The 19,810-nt window shown below is 55.3% G+C and carries 15 protein-coding genes; 5 read left to right on the top strand and 10 right to left on the bottom strand.

Annotated elements, in window-relative coordinates; genetic code table 11:
• Positions 1-19 precede the first annotated feature (19 nt).
• From panC to pcnB, 4 genes are read right to left on the bottom strand one after another with little or no spacing between them, the layout of a single operon-like run.
• Entirely contained in the window at positions 20-919 is a 900-nt protein-coding gene (panC, locus tag AVO41_RS05535) for a pantoate--beta-alanine ligase (RefSeq protein ID WP_068583946.1), read from the bottom strand.
• A gap of 12 nt (positions 920-931) precedes the next feature.
• A complete protein-coding gene (gene panB / locus AVO41_RS05530) occupies positions 932-1,705 on the bottom strand; it encodes a 3-methyl-2-oxobutanoate hydroxymethyltransferase (RefSeq protein ID WP_068583943.1) in 774 nt (257 codons plus the stop codon).
• A complete protein-coding gene (folK, locus tag AVO41_RS05525; RefSeq protein ID WP_068583941.1) occupies positions 1,702-2,238 on the bottom strand; it encodes a 2-amino-4-hydroxy-6-hydroxymethyldihydropteridine diphosphokinase in 537 nt (178 codons plus the stop codon). Before folK ends, panB begins: the two co-directional genes overlap by 4 nt.
• Positions 2,225-3,679, bottom strand: a complete 1,455-nt coding sequence (gene pcnB / locus AVO41_RS05520; RefSeq protein WP_068583937.1) for a polynucleotide adenylyltransferase PcnB — start codon at positions 3,677-3,679, stop codon at positions 2,225-2,227. Before pcnB ends, folK begins: the two co-directional genes overlap by 14 nt.
• Before the next feature lie 214 nt (positions 3,680-3,893).
• On the opposite strand from pcnB, the gene trpS reads away from it, so the two are divergent.
• From trpS to AVO41_RS10750, 4 genes are all read left to right on the top strand, one after another.
• Positions 3,894-4,901 carry a tryptophan--tRNA ligase gene (trpS, locus tag AVO41_RS05515; protein ID WP_068583936.1) on the top strand — a complete coding sequence of 336 codons (1,008 nt, stop codon included), beginning with the start codon at positions 3,894-3,896 and terminating at the stop codon, positions 4,899-4,901.
• A gap of 186 nt (positions 4,902-5,087) precedes the next feature.
• Complete coding sequence (locus AVO41_RS05510; RefSeq protein WP_068583935.1) at positions 5,088-6,236, top strand: efflux RND transporter periplasmic adaptor subunit; 1,149 nt, start codon at positions 5,088-5,090, stop codon at positions 6,234-6,236.
• Positions 6,237-6,271: 35 nt separating this feature from the next.
• Positions 6,272-9,424, top strand: a complete 3,153-nt coding sequence (locus AVO41_RS05505; protein WP_068583934.1) for an efflux RND transporter permease subunit — start codon at positions 6,272-6,274, stop codon at positions 9,422-9,424.
• 42 nt (positions 9,425-9,466) lie between these two features.
• Positions 9,467-9,604 (top strand): hypothetical protein, encoded by a 138-nt coding sequence (locus AVO41_RS10750; RefSeq protein ID WP_160326785.1) that lies wholly within the window; start codon positions 9,467-9,469, stop codon positions 9,602-9,604.
• A gap of 182 nt (positions 9,605-9,786) precedes the next feature.
• Here AVO41_RS10750 and AVO41_RS05500 read toward each other — a convergent pair whose 3' ends face one another.
• The 5 genes from AVO41_RS05500 to aroC all read right to left on the bottom strand — a co-directional run bounded on the left by AVO41_RS05500 (position 9,787) and on the right by aroC (position 14,229).
• Positions 9,787-9,987 (bottom strand): hypothetical protein, encoded by a 201-nt coding sequence (locus tag AVO41_RS05500; RefSeq protein ID WP_068583933.1) that lies wholly within the window; start codon positions 9,985-9,987, stop codon positions 9,787-9,789.
• 51 nt (positions 9,988-10,038) lie between these two features.
• A complete protein-coding gene (gene gloA / locus AVO41_RS05495; RefSeq protein ID WP_068583929.1) occupies positions 10,039-10,434 on the bottom strand; it encodes a lactoylglutathione lyase in 396 nt (131 codons plus the stop codon).
• Between the two features lie 70 nt (positions 10,435-10,504).
• A complete protein-coding gene (locus AVO41_RS05490) occupies positions 10,505-11,776 on the bottom strand; it encodes an O-acetylhomoserine aminocarboxypropyltransferase/cysteine synthase family protein (RefSeq protein ID WP_068583925.1) in 1,272 nt (423 codons plus the stop codon).
• 133 nt (positions 11,777-11,909) lie between these two features.
• Entirely contained in the window at positions 11,910-13,088 is a 1,179-nt protein-coding gene (locus AVO41_RS05485) for an MFS transporter (protein ID WP_068583923.1), read from the bottom strand.
• Positions 13,089-13,104: 16 nt separating this feature from the next.
• The gene (gene aroC, locus AVO41_RS05480) at positions 13,105-14,229 is read right to left on the bottom strand and encodes a chorismate synthase (RefSeq protein WP_068583920.1); all 1,125 of its coding nucleotides are present in this window, start codon (positions 14,227-14,229) and stop codon (positions 13,105-13,107) included.
• 66 nt (positions 14,230-14,295) lie between these two features.
• Between aroC and AVO41_RS05475 the strand changes: the two genes are divergently transcribed.
• Entirely contained in the window at positions 14,296-14,748 is a 453-nt protein-coding gene (locus AVO41_RS05475; protein ID WP_068583918.1) for a thioesterase family protein, read from the top strand.
• Here AVO41_RS05475 and AVO41_RS05470 read toward each other — a convergent pair.
• Positions 14,717-19,798, bottom strand: coding sequence for a diguanylate cyclase (locus tag AVO41_RS05470; protein ID WP_160326784.1), 5,082 nt, complete (start codon positions 19,796-19,798; stop codon positions 14,717-14,719). The genes AVO41_RS05475 and AVO41_RS05470 overlap by 32 nt on opposite strands.
• Positions 19,799-19,810 lie beyond the last annotated feature (12 nt).

Here is a 19,810-nt window from a genome sequence, read left to right as displayed (position 1 = left end):
ATGTTTTGACCAGGCCTGGTTAAAACACCTGCCCGTCGAGACGGAAAATGGCATTGTCCAGCAACCGAGTGCGTCCCAGTGTGGCCGCCACCATCACAGCAAATTCCGAGCCATCTGCGGTATCGCTCGCATGCCACTGGGTCACGGTCTGCAAATCGGGCAAACGAACCCAGGCCAGATAATGCACCACAAACCCCTGGACCTGCAACCGTGCCTGGGCGGTTTGCAAGATCGATGCATGGTTGTGTGGCGTCTGTTGCAAGGACGTGACAACCGACGTTAGGGTTTGGCGTATCAGAGGGGCCTGAGCGCGTTCGGCCTCACTCAGATACTGGTTGCGGGAACTCAGCGCCAGCCCATCGCTTTGACGTACAATCGGCGCGCGAATCAAGTCAATCGGAAACGCCAGGTCGTGCACCATTTTTTGCAGAATCACAAACTGTTGAAGGTCTTTCTGGCCAAACACCGCCACATTCGGCTGTACCAGATGAAACAACTTGCTGACCACGGTGACCACGCCATCAAAATGCCCTGGTCGATCCGCCCCCTCAAACTGTGAGGACAGGGCCGCATCGGCCTGTACGCGTGTGGCGTCATAGGGCTGACCGGGCTGATATCCGGGGTACATGACCGAGACGGCCGGGGCAAACAATACATCCGCCCCCTGAGCTTGGCACTGGGCCTGATCCTCGCTCAAGGTACGTGGGTATTGATCAAAATCTTCGTTAGGGCCGAATTGCAGTGGGTTAACAAAAACCGTGGCCACGACTTTGTCTGCGTGTTGACGTGCCTGCTCAATCAGACTCAAATGACCGGCGTGCAGGTTGCCCATGGTCGGCACCAGCGCAATGCGCTGGCCCTGTTTTTGCCAGGCCTCAAGGCACTGGCGCAATGGTCTCACCTCAGAGATGGTATGCACACCGCTTCTCCTCTATTTGGGAAACTGTCCAGTTTTAACGGCCTCGACATAGGCTTTCAAGGCTCCCTGAACGGTCCCGGTTTCGGCCAGAAAATCGTGACTGAACGACGGTGCCCCGCCCACAGTGGTGCCCATGACATCATGCCAGACCAGCACCTGTGCGTCCGTGTCGGGGCCACAGCCAATCCCAATCACGGGAATGCTCAAGGTCCCGGCAATACGCTGAGCGACCGGACGCGCCACGCATTCCAGCAACAGCATATCGGCCCCCGCCGCTTCAAAATGACGGGCATCGATCAGCAGCTGATCGGCTTCGGAGGCCGCTTTGCCGACCATGCGATACCCCTGTTTTTGCACCGACTGGGGCAACAGCCCCAGGTGGGCACACACCGGCATGCCCCGTTCACTCAGGGTTTGCACCAGTTGTCGATGAAAATCGCTTCGCCCTTCCAGCTTGACCATGTTGGCCCCGCCTTCTTTGAGCAAACGCCCTGCGTTGCGCACGCCGTCTTCCAGGCTTGCGTCGCTGAGAAAGGGCATATCGGCCATGCACCAGGCTCGTCCGTTGCCGCGCTGAACCAGTTTTGTGTGGTACACCATCTCATCCATGGTCACCGGCAGGGTGCTGTCATGCCCCTGAACCACCATGCCCAATGAGTCACCGACCAGAAGAATGTCCACACCACTTTCGGCCGCCCAGTGCGCCTGAGTGGCATCGTACGCAGTCAGACAGACAAGTTTTTCGCCCGAGGCTTTACGTTCGTGCAGGTCTTTCAAACGGATCATGAGACAGCTCCTGATGAAGGGTCGACTGAGCGTGGCGGTGAACAGGGGTCCAGAAAATGCTCCGGCAAACGCGCCAACGCCTCGTGATAGGCCTGACCCGTACGTGGGCAGCGTAACTCGGGGGCCAGTTCCAGCAAAGGGACCAGAACAAAATCCCGTTGCGCAATGCAGGGATGCGGAAGCGTCAGGCTGTCGGAATCCATCACTTGATCGTCGAACAGCAACACGTCCAGATCAATGACGCGCTCTCCCCAATGACGCTGTTTGACCTTGCCCTGCGCCTGTTCCAATGACTGCAATGCGTTCAATAAAGCCTGCGATGTCAGCTGAGTGCGCAGACAGGCCACCGCATTCACATAATCGGGCTGATCCTGCGGCCCCTGCGGGCGCGAGGCGTACAATCGTGAATGCGCAACCAGCTCTGAGTCTTTCAGGCCGGAAAGCGCGTGCAGCGCATGCTGCACTTGAACCAGCGGCTGGTCAAGATTGCTGCCCAACCCGATGTAAACGGTGTGCGCCTCAATCCCGTTCATTGACAGACGGTGGGGCGTCCTGGTTGGGCGCCGCATTGGCTCGTTTTCGGTAGGGGTTGCGGTTACGTCGGGGACGACGTCGACGGCGGCCGGGCTTTTTCACCTGGTTGGCAAACGCCACCTGTTCCACACCATCTAACGTCTGGTAGTGCGTCCACCAGTCAAACACCTCTTTCAAATCCGTGGCACCGGCGGCGACTCGCACGCCCAAAAAGTCATACGCTGCCCGAAAACGCGGGTGAGAGACAATTTTCTGAGCGCGATCGCCCTGATAACGAGGCAAGCGGTATTGCAGGTTCCAGATGTCTTTAATCTGCCCGATAAAACGCCGCGGCACGGCCGTGGCCGGGCGCTGCCACTCCAGCACATCCGAGGCGGCGGCAAAGGTCGCATCCTGCGGTTTGAGCCCGTCAGCCAGATGTTGCTCACGACGCGCGACCATCGGCTCCCAGAGCATGGCGGCAAACAGAAACGCCGGGTTGACCCCTTTGCGGTTGCGAATACGCGCATCCGTGCTCTTGAGGGCTTCGATCACCAGCATGCGCGGAAACCCTTCGGCCTGCTGAGCCAAAAGCTGTTCGGTCTGGGGAAACAGATAGGCAAACAGACCGAACTGGCGTAATTTTTCAAATACCTGAACCGCCACGCCACTGTGAAACAGCTTGAGCACCTCTTCAAACATGCGCGCGTGCGACACGTCCTTGAGCAATGGCGCCAAATCCGTGATCGGTTTGCGTGTTTTCGGTTCAATTTCAAATCCCAGCTTCGCTGCGAAACGCACCGCACGAATCATGCGCACCGGATCTTCGCGGTAACGGGTTTCCGGGTCACCGATCAGACGAATCACACCTGCCTTGATGTCATCCAGCCCGCCGGCATAGTCAATCACACTGAAATCACGAATGTTGTAATAAAGACTGTTGACGGTAAAGTCGCGGCGCCAGACGTCTTCGTCCATGTTGCCATACACGTTGTCACGCAAAAGGCGACCCTGATCGTCCACAGCGCGAGTGTGGTTCAGACGCCCCCGGCCTTTGGGTTTGCTCGACACCTGAGACGCTTCGCTGTCACCGCGAAACGTGGCCACTTCAATGATCTGGCGTCCGAAACGCACATGGGCCAGGCGAAAACGACGCCCGATCAGGCGGCATTTGTTTTTAAAGACGGCTTTCACTGCTTCCGGTTCGGCGTTGGTCACCACATCAAAATCCTTGGGCTCCAAGCCCAGCAGCAGATCTCGCACACCGCCGCCCACCAGATACGCTTCGTAACCGGCCCGCTTCAACCCATAGAGCACATCCAACGCGTGTTTATCGATCTGGCCGCGTGACACCCCGTGCTGATCCCGGGAAAGAATCTGTTTGTTTGTCGTATCCGCAGAAGGCGTGGCCAATCGTTTGGGAGAGAGTTTTTGAATAAGGCGCTGAATGAATCGCTGCATAGGCATAATAATCTGTGGAATGGTTCCTGATTCGCCGCCCTCCGACTATTGCATTGCATACGCAAAAGCAGAAAGGGCTGAAAAAAGACACATTTTAGCGGCTTTTCGCATGAGTGCCAACCAATGTCCCTGCACAAACCGGCATTGCCTCGCTTTTGGCGATCAAAAGTGCGAAAATAGCGCCCATTTCGATGTTTCGGGAGAAGACAAATCCATGACCAAGCCAACCCTTTTCAGTGGCATACAACCGTCCGGCGATCTGATGCTGGGCAACTACATCGGCTCACTCAAAAACTGGGTGCAACTGCAGGACGACTATCAGTGCCTCTATTCACTGGTCAATATGCACGCCATCACCGTGGAACAGGACCCGGCGGATCTGGCGCGTCGTAGTCTGGATTTTGTCGCCCTCTATCTGGCCTGTGGCATTGACCCGGACAAAAGCACCGTTTTCATCCAATCACACGTGCCCGCGCACGCCGAACTGGCCTGGATTCTCAACTGCGCCGCCTACATGGGCGAGCTCAATCGCATGACCCAGTTCAAAGACAAATCACAGCGCCATGCGCAAAACATCAACGTCGGCCTGTTTGACTACCCGGTGCTGATGGCCGCCGACATTCTGCTTTACCAGACGGAACTGGTTCCCGTGGGCGCCGACCAGAAACAGCACCTTGAGTTGACGCGAGACATCGCCACGCGTCTGAATCACCGCTTTGATTTCGAGCTGTTCAAAGTGCCCGAGCCGTTTATCCCCGAAGCGCAATCCGGTGGCCGCATCATGAGCCTGCAGGAGCCGACCAAGAAGATGTCCAAATCCGATGACAACAAAAACAACCTCATCGGCCTGCTGGATGACCCCAAAACCATCCTCAAAAAATTCAAAAAGGCCCAGACCGATTCCGGCACCGACATCGTTTACGACCTGGAAAACAAGCCCGGCGTGGCCAACCTGCTCACCATTTATTCCGTGATCAGCGGCCAGCCCATCAGCGAGATTGAAAAGCATTTCGAAGGCAAAATGTACGGCCACCTCAAAGTCGAGCTGGGTGAACTGGTGGTGGAATACCTGCGCCCCATTCAAGAGCGCTATCATCAACTGCGCCAAGACGAAGCCGAACTCAAAGCCATTCTCAAACAAGGCGCCGACCGCGCCAGTGAACAGGCGCAACCCACACTGGAAGCCGTGCAGAAAGCCTTCGGGTTCGTTCTTCCGAAATAAAAGCGTTTTCGCTTTCACCCCCCTGCAAAAACCACCAGGCCTGGTGGTTTTTTGCTTTCTGGATGCCGCAAACGGGCCATCAATTCGGAAAGATGCAAATAATATGTCTCACTCCATCTCCCCTATCGCAATCACAGTTAAAATTGTTACAATGGTGTAACTTCATTTAAAAAAGGCAGATCCTTCATGCGCTACCTTGCATCGATTGCGACCTTCACCCCCACATTGATAACCGCTCTGACCGCCGTGACCCTATCGGCCATGATCAGTGGCTGCACCCAGGAAGGCGCGCCTTCCGCCGGCGCCGGTCAACAGCCGCCCACCGTTTCGGTGACCACGGTGACCCCCACATCGGTACCGCGCCAGCTGGACATGACCGGACGGACGCGTGCCCACCGTGTGGCCGAAATTCGCCCGCAAGTGGAAGGCATTATTGAAGAGCGGCTGTTCACCGAAGGGGCGACGGTGAGTCGCGGCGATGTGCTTTATCAGATCGACGACGCCAGCTACGAGGCGATTCTGGAAAACGCCAAAGCTGCCGTGGCGCGTGCCGAAGCGGTATTGACCAATGCACAACTCAAGGTCAAACGAAACCGCCGACTGGTCAAGATTGATGCCGTCAGCGAACAGGTGCTCGACGATGCATTGGCCGCCGAACGTGAGGCCATTGCCAATCTGGCCGCCAATCAAGCCGCATTGAAATCGGCACGCATCGACCTGGCCCGCACCCAGATCAAAGCGCCCATTGATGGCGTCATCGGTCGTTCCAACATCACCGAAGGGGCGCTGGTGGCTGCCAACCAGGCACAGGCTTTGGCCACCCTGCAGCAACTGGACCCGATTTATGTGGATTTCAGCGTGCCCAGCCAAAAGGCCATGGATTTAAAAGCCAATTTACAGGCGGCGGAATCACCGATGCCGGTCACGCTGCTGCTAGGCAACGCTGAGCCCTACCCGCATCAGGGCGACATCATTCTCTCTGAATTTGAAGTTGACCCCACCACCGATTCGGTCGTGATTCGCGCTCAGTTTGCCAACCCGAATCATCATTTGTTGCCGGGCATGTTTGTTCACGGTCGCATTCAAAACGGGTCGTCTGACAACCGGTTCTTAATTCCGGCTGTGGCCCTGCAGCGTGACCCGGTGGGCAAGCCGTTTGTCTATGTGCTCAGTGATGACAACACCGTCAAAGCCCGCCCGGTGACACCGGAGCGACTGCACCACGAAAGCTGGGTGATTGGTGACGGCCTAAGCGACGGAGACCGGGTCATCACCGAAGGGCTGCAGATGTTGCGCCCCGGCATGCCCGTCACACTCAAGCAGACCAGCGAATAATTTTTCTTCCAGGCCTTTAACCCAAGGAACGATTTATGCAGCCACAGCATGCATCCAATGACCGCAGAAGTTTTGCGACCTTCTTTATCAACAAGCCGGTTTTCGCCTGGGTTCTGGCATTTCTGGTCATGCTGGGCGGCGCTTTATCCGTCGTTTCCCTGCCGGTGTCGCAATTCCCATCGATTGCCCCGCCGACCATTTCCGTCTCAGCCGCTTATCCCGGCGCCTCGGCCAAAATTCTGGAACAGACGGTCACACAGGTGATCGAGGGCGAAATGAAAGGACTGGATGGGTTGATGTACATGTCCAGTTCCAGCGAGTCCACCGGGCAGGCGGCGATTGAATTGACCTTTGCCACCGGTACCGATCCCGACATCGCACAAATGCAGATCCAGAACAAACTGCAGACGGCCATGAGCTCGCTGCCCGAAGCCGTACAGCGACAGGGGATCGAGGTCAAAAAATCGGCGCGCAACTTTTTGATGGTGATCACCTTCATTTCACCCGACGGCACCCACAACCAATACGACCTCGGCGATTATCTGGCCACCCATATCATTGACCAGATCAACCGGGTGCAGGGCGTGGGCGAGACGGTGCAATTCAGCGCCGAACACGCCATGCGGGTCTGGCTGGATCCCTACAAACTGACGCAATACAATCTGGTGGCCACCGATGTCGTGGCGGCCATCCGTGCCAATAATCAGGTGATCACCGCCGGTCAATTAGGCGGCCTGCCCACCAAAGCCGAGCAACCGATCAATGTCACCGTCAATCTGCAGGGACGACTGAAAAACGTGGCAGAGTTCGAACGCGTCGTGGTCAAGACCGCGCAGGACGGCTCCAACATCACCGTTGGCGACCTGGGCCGAGTTGAAATCGGCGCCGACAATTACAGCAAAATCGCCCGTTACAAAGGCGTGCCTGTAGCCGGGTTTGCGGTCAAGGTCGCCCCCGGCGCCAATGCGCTGGAAACGCATGAACGTGTGATCAACCGTTTGGAAGAACTGCGGGATTTCTTCCCGGACGACATGGATTATCGCATTCCCTATGACATGACCCCCTTCATCAGTCTGTCGATCGAAAACGTGGTCAAGACACTGGTGGAGGCGATTGTGCTGGTGGTCCTGATTATGTATCTGTTTCTGGGCAATCTGCGCGCTACCATCATTCCGTCGATCACGGTGCCGGTGGTATTGCTGGGCACCTTTGGGGTCTTGGCTTATTTTGGTTACTCCATCAACACCCTGACCATGTTTGCCATGGTGCTGGCCATCGGGCTGCTGGTGGATGACGCCATCATTGTGGTGGAAAACGTCGAGCGGGTCATGCACGAAGAAAACCTGCCGGCCAAAGAAGCCACTTTCCGTTCGATGAACCAGATTTCCGGTGCCCTGATCGGCATCGGTCTGGTGCTCTCGGCGGTTTTCCTGCCCATGGCCTTTTTCCCGGGCTCCGCCGGGGTCATTTACGAGCAGTTTGCGGTCACCATTGCCTCGGCCATGATTTTGTCCGTCTTGGCGGCCTTCATCCTGACACCGGCTTTGTGCGCCACCTTTCTCAAACCCGTTGACAGAGAGGCCGAATCACGCGGCTTCTTTGGCTGGTTCAATCGCCGTTTTGAATCCATGACCGGCGGCTACAAGCGCGGGCTGGCCAGTGTCCTGCGCTTCAAACACAGCTTTTTGGTGGTGTACTTGCTCATTGTCGCCGGTGTGGCCGCTCTGTACATGAAAACGCCTTCCGGCTTTCTGCCGCAGGAGGATCAGGGCCTGTTCTTTACCCAGATCAACCTGCCCGCAGGCTCCACCCGGGAAGACACGCTGAATGTGGTCAAGCAGATTGAGCAACATTATCTGAACAATGAGGCCGACAACATTGAAGAGTTCATTACTGTACTCGGCTTTAACTTTTCCGGCACCGGGCAGAACACCGCCATCGCATTCGTGAACCTGAAAGATTGGTCCGAACGCACCGAGCCGGGGCAAAGCGTGGACGCCATCATCGGACGCGCCATGGGTCGATTCAGCCAGATCACTGAAGCTCAAGTGTTTGCCTTTGCCCCGCCTCCGGTGATGGAACTGGGCAATGCCACCGGCTTTGATTTTTATCTCAAAGACAGTGCCGGTGTGGGGCGTCAGGCCCTGTATGAAGCGCGCAATCAATTCCTGGGCATGGCCAATCAGCACCCGGATTTGATGCGAGTGCGTCCCAACGGCCAGGACCCGGCCCCGGTGTTGAACGCTCAGATCGACAAAGAAAAAGCTCAGGCCATGGGTTTAACCATCGCCGACATCAACCAGGCCCTTTCCATTGCCTGGGGCAGCGCCTATGTGGATGACTTTATCAAGCAGGAAAAAGTCAAAAAGATTTACGTGCAGGGCGAAGGCGAATTCCGCTCCACCCCGGAAAATTTCAACGATTGGTATCTGCGCAACCAGCAAGGCGAAATGATTTCCGCCGCCAGTCTGATCGATTTTGACTGGAGCAAGGAATCCCCCAAATACGAGCGCTACAATGGTTCGGCCGCGCTGCAGGTGATGGGCATGGCCGCACCGGGCGTCAGCTCGGGCCAGGCCATGCAGACGGTGGAAAATCTGGTGGCGCAACTGCCGCCCGGCATCAGCATGGAATGGACGGGTATGTCGTACGAAGAACAGCAGGCCGGTGACAAAGTCCTGTTGCTGTACGTGCTGTCGGTACTGGTGGTCTTTCTGGCATTGGCCGCATTGTATGAAAGCTGGGCCCTGCCGGTCTCAGTCATGTTGATTGTGCCGCTGGGCATCCTCGGGGCACTGGCCGCCGCCCACCTCACCGGCAAACCCAGCGACATCTATTTTCAGGTCGGGTTGCTGACCATTGTGGGGCTGGCGACCAAAAACGCGATTTTGATTGTCGAGTTTTCCAAAGAGCTGGTCGAAGATGGGCTGGATGAAATCAAAGCCACGATTGAAGCGGCCAAAATGCGTCTGCGCCCGATCCTGATGACCTCACTGGCGTTCGGCTTCGGCGTGGTGCCATTGGCACTGAGCAGCGGAGCCGGTTCCGGCGCACACAACGCCATCGGCAACGTGATTCTGGGCGGGGTCATCAGCGCCACCTCGCTGGGCATATTCCTGGTGCCGGTATTCTTTGTGTTGATGCAACAATGGTTCAAATCAGTGAAACCGATTGAGGATTCAAAGTAAAATACCGGCATTCAACGGACTTAATCAGGAAGGTTTGGGCTTATGTGGATTCATTACATCGGAGAAATCATGATCGGCGTGGTGGTGTTACTGGTGGTGGCCCACCTGGGCCTGCACGTCTATTTCAAACATCAGAAGCGCAAAAAACGCGCCGTATCGAAAAAAGCAGAGGATGCTTGATGGCTGTTATCAACCAGGCATGTTTGATTGATTAAACCCTTTATCAGGAAGATTTATGGGTAATGGCTTCGTATACGGCAAATAAAATACCGCCTATCACAATGAGAGCGGCCAGAACAAGCAGAATATCCATGATTACATACCCTCTAACTGATCTATTTTCCGAAGTATTTTCCGGTTAATCAGGACCAGATCCGGTTAATCAGGACCAGACTCAACGTGACCAGCACTGCTGACAAAAAAGCTAACCCGACTTTCACATCCACACTGGCCAAGTCTTTTTGAAATAACCAAGCTAATAATGAAACATCAATGGCCACCAATAAGCCAAAAACGACCTTCAGATAACCAATTGTCTCTTTGACTTTATCAATTTGGGCCACTTTTTACGCTCCCATTATTCACATTGTAGCAAATTCGAACCTCTGTCCGATTTAGCTTCGAACGTGGTCTTCGCCGATGAACTCGATCTGATAGCCATCCGGGTCTTCCACAAACGCAATGATGGTGCTGCCCGCATTCATCGGCCCCGCTTCGCGGACGACTTTGCCGCCGGCTTTTTTCACATTGTCTGCGGCTTCATAGACATCAGGCACTTCAATCGCGATGTGCCCATAACCATCGCCCAGATCGTATTCGGACTGATCCCAGTTATAGGTCAGCTCCAGCACCGCTTCTTCCTCTTCCGAACCGTAACCCAGAAACGCCAGGGTAAATTCCCCTTTGGGGTACTCTTTCTGGCGAAGCAGTTTCATGCCCAGTACGTTCTGGTAAAAGTCGATGGATTTCTGCAGATCACCGACACGCAGCATGGTATGCAAAATTCGCATTCACATCTCCTTAAAATGTTAGCCAGACCCGGTTTTGACCAGGCCTGGTGGAAATAAGAGCCCGTAAAGATTAAACGTGTTCCAGCGCCTGGTCAATGTCTGCCAGGATGTCATCAATGTGCTCAATGCCAATCGCCAGACGGACCAGGTCTTCTGAGACCCCCGCTTTTTCCAGTTCTTCCGGACTCAACTGGCGGTGGGTGGTGGTCGCCGGGTGACAGGCCAGCGATTTGGCATCCCCGATGTTGACCAGACGCAGAATCATCTGCAGTGCATCAATGAAGCGTGCACCGGCGGCACGACCGCCTTTGACACCAAAACTCAGAATGCCGGAACCCTGACCGCCCGTGGTTTTCTGGCAAACGTCGTAGTATCGATCACCGTCGAGCGCCGCATAGTTCACCCAGGACACTTTCGGGTGCTGCTGCAGATGCTTGGCCACGGCCAGGGTGTTTTCACAATGGCGTTCCATACGAAGCCCCAAAGTCTCCAGCCCCTGCAGCAGCAAAAACGCGCTGTGCGCCGAAAGTGCCCCGCCGGTATTGCGCAGCGGCACCACGCGCGCGCGGGTAATGAACGCGGCCTCGCCCACATCACGGGTGTAGCTGACGCCATGATAGGACGGATCGGGTTCGTTCAGCAGCGCAAATTTTTCCGGGTAAGCCGACCAGTCAAACCGACCGGAATCGACAATCAGACCACCAATCGTGGTGCCATGCCCGCCGATGAATTTGGTCAACGCGTGGATCACAATGTCAGCGCCCAGCTCAATCGGACGACACAGATACGGCGTGGCCACAGTGTTGTCGACCATCAGGGGAATGCCATGCGCATGGGCGATTTCAGCCAGCTTGGCCACATCCACCACATTGCCGGCCGGGTTGCCGATGGATTCACAGAAAATCGCTTTGGTGTTGTCATCAATGGCGTTGGCAAAGCCCTCGTAATCGTCTGACTTGACCATGCGCACCTCAATGCCCTGACGCGGCAAGGTGTGGGCAAACAGGTTGTAGGTGCCGCCATAGAGCTGACTGGTGGAGACGATGTTGTCGCCCGCCTGGGCAATGGTCTGAATCGCATAGGTGATCGCGGTCATGCCCGACGCCACGGCCAAACCGGCAATGCCCCCTTCCATTTCCGCCACGCGTTTTTCCAGCACATCGCAGGTGGGGTTCATGATTCGGCTGTAGATATTGCCCGGCACCTTCAGGTCAAACAGGTCCGCGCCGTGCTGCGTATCATCAAAAGTGTAAGAGGTGGTCTGATAAATCGGCACCGCCGCGGATTTGGTGGTGGCTTCGGATTCATAGCCGTGATGCAAGGCAATGGATTCTAACTTCATGATGTCTCCTCAATGAGCGTTTGAATGGGGTAAATCAAAAAATATTCGAAGGATTCTGACCGTTTGCACTCAAGCTGTCAATTTGATCTTTTTAATCCACACATGCAGGAAATTCATACACCTTACGGCGGTTTTAACCAGGCCTGGTCAAAACCGGTTCTCGGACCCAACGCAATGCGATCACCAGGGCAAGCAGCACGGCAACCAGACTGATCATAAAACTGAGCATGGCACCGCTCCATTCCCAGCTGTAACCGGCCACCAGCATGCCCAGTGCGCCGCCCAGACCATGGCTGAAAGAAGCGTACAGCGCCTGACCGCGACTTTGATTGGGCCCGATGAAATAATGATCAATCAGATAAATCGCGGCCGCATGAAACAAACCATAACTTGCCGCGTGCAGGGTTTGCGCCACCACCAGCAATCCCAGTGAGTCCGGGACCAGCGGGATCATGGCCCAGCGTATCGCCGTCAGAACCAGGCTCAACAGTAACAATGCCCGCACCGAATGACGGGCAAACAAGGGGCGCATCCAGAAAAACACCGCAATTTCAGCAATCACCCCAATCGCCCACAGCCAGGCCACCAGCGTTTTGCTGTAACCGAAATCGGTCAGAAAAATACTGTAAAAACTGTAGTAGGTCCCATGCGAAAACTGAATCAGGCCACTGACCAGCAGCAGACTCCAGACCCAGGGGCGTTTCAGTACTCGCACAAACCCCTCGGTGACGTGGTGCGACTGCGACACGGCGTGATCGGCTCTGACCCAGAAAGTTGCCAGCCAGATGCCCCAGGCCAGGCTCACCAGCAGCCAGGGCAAAGAGGCCTCACTCAGCCAATCCAGCTGCCAGCCGCCCCAGAGCACCGCCAGAATAAACCCAATCGACCCCCAGAGGCGCACCCGACCATAAAGCGCTTTCTGACCATGCAAGACACTGAAGGTATAGGCCTCAAACAAAGGCAAGGCGGCGTGAAAAAAGAAACTGAACCCAAACACCGTCAGCAACAGGCCCCAGTAACTCTGTGTGACCAGCCAACCCAGACTGAACAAGGCCGTGAGCAGGCCGCAAACGCGCAACCAGACGATTGGGCCATACATTCTGTCTGCCAGCCACCCCAAAAGATTCGGGGCCACGATTTTGGTGCCGATGAACACCGCCATCAGCTGACCGATTTCAATCGCACTGAAAGACAGCGACTGGTAGTAAAGCGAAATGTAGGGAATCAGGGCCCCAAACAGCATGAAGTAGACCAGATAAAAGGCCGAGAGTTTGGGGTAAGCTTGTCGGTAAAACGGCGCCGATTGGCTCATGCTACCTCATTCGAGCTTATGGCTGTGAGGGATCGCTTGCATCATCATCCATGAGCGCCAGATCGGGCATCGGTGGGACCACGTCGGCATTCTGAGCACGGTGGCGCAGATAATGATCCAGAATCACAATCGCCATCTGAGCTTCGGCGATCGGTGTGGCCCGCAATCCCACACAGGGATCATGACGGCCTTTGGTGACCATTTCAATCGCTTCATTGTTTGTGTTCACACTGCGTCCGGGCGTCATGATACTGGAGGTCGGTTTGAGGGCGATGCGGGCAACGATGTCCTGCCCGGTGGCCAGACCGCCGACAATGCCGCCGGCATGATTGGACACAAACCCTTGCGGTGTTAATTCGTCCCGATGTTGCGTGCCTTTTTGGGCCGCCACCTCAAACCCGTCACCGATTTCCACACCCTTGACCGCATTGATGCTCATCAGGGCATGGGCCAGATCGGCATCGAGACGATCAAACACCGGTTCTCCCAGCCCCACCGGCACGCGATGGGCAATCACCGTGACTTTCGCACCCACAGAGTCTTTCTGTTTCATCAGATCGTCCATGTAAGACGCAATCTCATCCATTTTTGCACCGTTCGGACAAAAATACGCGTTGTCATTGTCAAACGGCCAGACGGCGTCTTCGATTTCAATCGGCCCCAGTTGAGAAAGATGCCCCTTGATTTCGATGCCCAGGCGTTGATTGAGGTATTTTTTGGCAATCGCGCCAGCGGCCACACGCATGGCGGTCTCGCGGGCGGATGAACGCCCGCCGCCGCGATAATCACGCAGGCCATATTTCTGAGTGTAGGTATAGTCGGCATGGGCCGGACGGAAGGTTTCGGCCACCTTGGAATAATCCTTGGAGCGCTGATCGGTATTACGAATCAACAACCCGATGGGCGTACCGGTGGTTTTGCCTTCAAACACCCCGGACAGAATCTCCACCTCATCCGCTTCGCGACGGGCAGTGGCGTGCTTGATCTGACCGGGCTTGCGCCGGTCCAGTTCAACCTGAATATCGCCAGCGTCCAACGCCAGGCCCGGCGGGCACCCATCCACAATGCATCCCAAAGCGGGACCGTGACTTTCCCCAAACGTGGTCACTCGAAAATTCTGACCCAGGCTGTTTCCTGCCATACGTCCATCCAATCAATTCTGTAAAATGGCGTCATTTTAGCAAAAACCGCGCAGGGAGATCACAAAATGCCACACCCAACCCAACCGCCAAACTCTCTGCCGCGCAACGCCTTCTTTTCCCAGCCCCATCAGGTGAAGCGTGATGAGCTGGATTTTCTGGGGCATGTCAACAACAAACAATACCTAACCTGGATGGAAACCCTGGCTTGGGCCCATGCCAATGCGGTCGGCATCAACGAAGCCACACAAAACGCCTGCAATCGCATCCTGATTGTGCACGAGCACACCATGCGTTTTCACAAAGAATGCCTGCCAAACAATTCATTGATTCTGAAAACCTGGCTGGGGCAACAACTCGGAGCCTGCCGACGTCAACGCCATTTTGCTTTTGTGCGCACCCGCGACGACCAAACCGTGTTTACCGCCACCACCGTCTATGTGTGCATTGATCGGCTAACCCACCGCCCCAAACCCATTCCGAATGAATTCATTCAGCCCTATCAGGCGACAGGCCCATAATAAAGCGATTACGGCCCTGACTTTTGGCTTGATAAAGCCGCTTATCCGCCTCCGACAAGGCTTCCCAGACATCTGATTGCGCCGTGATCACGCCCCCCAAACTGATCGTCACCTGACCAAACCGCGACGCCGAATGAGTTAATTTTGTATGTGCGAGCGTTTGCTGAAGGCGTTGCGCCCATTGTTCCAGCGCGTCCACCTCGGTCTCTTTAAAAAGCACCACAAATTCTTCTCCCCCCATTCTCGCAACCAATCCAACCCCATCGGGCAGACCGGTTTCAGTCTCTGACTGCCCGACCGAACACGCAAGAATGTCTGCCACCTGGCGCAAACAGGCATCGCCCTGCTGATGCCCATAGGTGTCGTTGTAAGCCTTAAACCAATCGATGTCCACCATCACGACACCGCAGGCACGACTTGATCGACTTTTTAACCAGGCCTGCCAGGTTCCCGCAAGAGGTCGCCGGTTGTACAACCCCGTCAATGGGTCGGTGACCGTCAGCCGGTCCAACTCCGAAATCGCTTTGGCCAGTTGCGTGCTCTTTTGTTCCGCTTCCCGCGTTCGCTCATCGATCTGTTTTTCCATTCGCGCATAAAGCATGGCATTGTCCAGCGCAATCGCCATATGCCCACTGAGTTGCTCAATCAACGCCCTCTGGGGTTGTCCAAACACAGCGGGCAACAGATCGTTTTCCAAATAAATCACGGCAATCAGACGATCATGTAAATGCAAAGGCCAACCCAGCATCGCCCGCGCATGGCGTGCTCGAATGTTGGCGTCACCGCCAAACACGGGGTTTGTCTGGGCATCCGCAACAATCACCGGCTCCTGACGACGAATCACGGTCTGGACCAGCGCTTCATTCACAAACACCGCCTCCTGCAATGGGATGTCGGGAAACGTTGTCATCTCACGCGCGTTCGGACGATCTTCATTCGGCTGGGCGTGTGCCGCCACACGCCAACCTTGTCTGTCGGGCAGTAAAAGCGCGCCCTGTCGCGCACCACTGGCTTGAATCAAGTTGCCCAGCATGATGTCAAGCAACCGCGTGACCTGCTTGGTCTGAGTCAAGTCCCGAGAGAAAGCCAATAAAAAGTCGGCATCGGAAAGCTGCGGGGTTTTATCAGACTTTGCCTCCGACTGTCCTAACCATAACGATCGACTGCGGTGAAGACAGGTCTGGTAATATTCATGCATGCTCACGAGGTGGTGTTGGCGGCTCAAATTCTCCAGCATTTGAGCCGCCAGAGTTTGGATGGATAACTGGCCGTAGGACGCCGCTAATTCAAAACTGGCCTCATAGGCCTGGAAGGCCTGCATGGTCTGGCCGACCATTTGCGCCGCCACCCCATCTATCAGGCGGGCTCTGGCTAAAAAATTCTCCGGCACGGCGTCCGCCCAATGATGAAAACGACGTTGAAGTCGCCGGACTCTTAGGCGAGCTTGCCAGCGCTTCACACCGGTTGACGCTCCCTGCTGTCCTTCTATGATTGCTTGGTAAAAATGCCATTCAGCCCAGTGCAACATGCCTTGTGAAGCGTCCAGATAATCAAGCGCCCGTATAGACGCCTGTTTCGCAGCGTCCCAGGCCCCCTGATGAACATAGGCAGCCATTTGATTCACATAATAATAGAGCGCAAAATGGGGTGAGCCGAACTGAGGCAGTGCCGATTCAAACGCCGTCGGTTCGAACCCATCGCTGGCAAAGGTATCCGCCGAAAAGGTCTGGCCGGTTAAATTTTTCATCGCCTGGCGTATGCTCTGCAAGGCACGCAAAGGCTCGATGGTTCCCAACCGTTGCAAAACCGGTTCAAACTGGTCCAGAGACTGATGCAACTGGGAAAAGGCCACCCCTCGCATCCACTGACTTTGCACCATTGCGGCGGCCGCACAGGCAGTATGAAACACATCCCCGGTGCTCAACCCAACCTGATAGGCCTGCCACCAGTTCTGTTCCGTTTGAAACGCCGGCTCACGCCAGGATTGCACAAAATAGCCGAACACAAAACGCACTTCCGCTTCAAGCGTCTGATCGTCGAAGCGCTTCAACAAAGCCAACGCCAGCTGACCGTACTCATAGCCCTGCTCGGTACGCTGACGAATCGCCCCCTGAAAAATCACGCCATAGACAATGAAGCCGATGACCACCTCCCGCGTAAACCCTTGGTGCAAGGCCAGGCGAAGCAGGCGCATGGACAGGAGCACACAAAGCTTGGGATTTAATTGATACGCCACTTTCAACATGGCCGAAAGCAAACGGATGCGCAAACGATCCCGGTTTTCCGTGGCTGGGCGGTAATGCAACAAAGCCTCCATTGTGTGCGGTCGCAAAGCACGGCGCAAAGCCGACCACTGAGACACAAAAGCCGCCGGAGAAAACGCACCTGGCAAGGTCACACCCAACCATTGCGCACCGATCAGACCGGTTTCATAGGCGTCCTGAAAACGAGATTGATCGGTATAGAGTTTGACCAGCCATTCACACACCTCCGCTTTACTGAACGCATCCTCCATTTGAGCCAGGGCTTCTCGGTAAAACCCTTCGGCTTCTTCATAGCGTTGCGTAAAATGCGCGCATTCAGCGCGGGTTCGGGCAAGGCGAATATGATCCGACAAAGCCCAATCCAATTGAATCACCGCACTCGCATAGACAGCGTATTCATAAGCGCGCTCAAATTCACCGCGTTCGCGCGCGCTCTGACTGGCATCGAGTTGTAATTGAAACAACCACTTCTGTTGCGACCCCGTTGCCCATTGTCCCAAGAACGGCACACAGGCATTTAAATGATGCAAAAGCGTAAAAAGCTGTTCGCCCGTGGCGCTGGACACCTGCAAAAGGGAGGCAGCATCAGCCTGAGCCTCTTGCGGTGCGTCGAGCCCGACCGTCTTGGCAAAGTTCATTCCCAACCGCCAATGCCATTGCGCCAGCACATCGGACGCCCAAACCGACAGCACGGCCTGAACAATTCGGTCGTGTGCAAATTGATAATGCATCCCGCAATCATCCTGGGCAGAAGACTCAAGCGGCCAAACCCATCCCTCATCAATCAAAGGCTCCAAAACGCTTTCAACGGGCATGGCCTCATCGTACACCGACGCCACCAATGCGAATGAAAAACAATTTTGGCGGCTTGCGCAGGCAGCAATCGCCAGAAAGCGCTGTGCCGCCACGGAAAAATGCTGGAAACGCTCTACCAGGAATTCGACGACGTTGTCAGCCACAGACAATTTTTTCAGCTGACCCATCGCGTTTTGTTGAGCGGCATCATCTTCCGTTCCCGTGAGCGCACACGTCGTTTGCCAAACCTGAAATAACTGCCCCAGAAAGAACGGGTTGGACAGGGTTTTCGCATGCAGTATCTGCGCCAGCTCCTCCCGACTAGACGCCCCCCATTCCGGCAAACGCTGAGCCACCCAATGCTGTAATGCCTGCTCACTCAAATTACCCAGAGCTACGTTTTCCAGTGAGCAACCACTGCGCTGTGCCTTGTCCCAAAAATGAGTCGCGGGGTGATCGGGCCCAACTTCATTGTCGCGATAGGCCATGATCAGTTTGAGTCCCTTGACCTCAATTATTAATCGGGAAAGCCAGTCGAAGAATCGGGCATGCGCCCACTGCACATCATCCAGAACCAATATCACAGGTTTGTCAGGGTCGGCAAATTGGTCGACAAAACGCGACATCAAATGCATGACCGTCTCGCTTTCACGCATGGCCTGACTGGGTGCCTGCCCCAGACCGCTCTCGCCTGGCATCGGCACTGCGGACAAATCCGGCCAGACCAGGGTTAAATCCGGCAACAAACTGACCATCAGCGAAGCATGTGCCTGAAAATGATCGGCCAAGCGGGCTTTCCAGGTATCAAACAACGCATCCGGCAGCCCTTCCAGACGACGGACCCAGTGATTCAGTCCCTGATAAAGCCCTTCAAACACGGATTGCTCATCGTACTGGTCGCACTTCAACGTCAGGACAAACGCATCGCTGTGGCCAACGCCCGATTGGGTCAGCGTCTGTGCCAACATGGAACTTTTTCCCACACCTGAAGCCCCGTGTAGGCGCAATAGCTGGCAAGGAGGCACCTCGCTTTCAGATCGGTCTGTTTCTTTTAAAAACCGTATGATTTGCGCTTCTTGCGCCGAACGGTCGACTGTGTCAGTCATGGCACGCCCTGACGACGAAGGACGCAAAGGATCAGACAGCCCTTCATCCGGGTAAAACATGGCGAGGCGATTCACTTCACCGGTTTGATGCCAGTGTGACAATTGCCGCAAATCTCTTAAAACCAACCGAGCCGAGGCATATCGATCCACCGGGTCTTTTTGTAGGAGCTTGCTAAGCAACCGACTGAGGCCCACAGGAATCGCAGATCGCACGGTGTGCGCCTCGGGCACAGGTCGTGTGACATGCTGATGCCACAGTGATTCAGCGGATTGATCGAGAAAAGGCGGCTGGCCAGTTAACAGCGCATACAGCCAGACCCCCAGGCTGTATCGATCACTGGCACTGGACACTGCTGTGGTTAACTGACCACTGGCTTCGGGCGCGAGAAACGCCACATTTTCTGCCAGGGTGGAAACGGGAGAAGGTTGAGTGGTTTGGCGAACGCTGTGCCCCAATCCCAATAGTTTAAGCTGCTTTTTTCTCGAATCATACAACAGATGATCTGGTGTTAACTGACCATGCACCCAATCCAGTGTTTCGAGTGCCATCAACCCTTCGACCAGAGCGCAGGCCAGGGGCCAAAAATCCGCCAGATCCATGGGCGGACCGATCCAATCCGATAAGGGTTTCCCGTCAAAAAAAGGATACACCAGGTAGGCTTCTCCCTGAATGGCGGTCACACCCTCCGGCTGGATGAATAACGGGTGATTAAGTTGTTTGAGAAGCTGGTACTCCGCTTGTATCGGATCATGCGTCCCACTTCGAGACCAAGCGATTCGTGTTTTTTTATATAGACAGGTTTGCTCCGAATCTGTCTGGGAGCAGGGTCCCAAAAACAACTCCGATGTTTCGGTCTGTTTGTAATGCTTTAAATGAGTGGGCACAAACACGTCTCA

Origin of the sequence: Thiomicrospira sp. WB1 (assembly GCF_001507535.1) — a bacterium.
Taxonomy (GTDB): domain Bacteria; phylum Pseudomonadota; class Gammaproteobacteria; order Thiomicrospirales; family Thiomicrospiraceae; genus Hydrogenovibrio.
The sequence above is the reverse complement of the archived record's forward strand: the minus strand, read 5'-3'. Positions and strand labels throughout refer to the sequence as shown.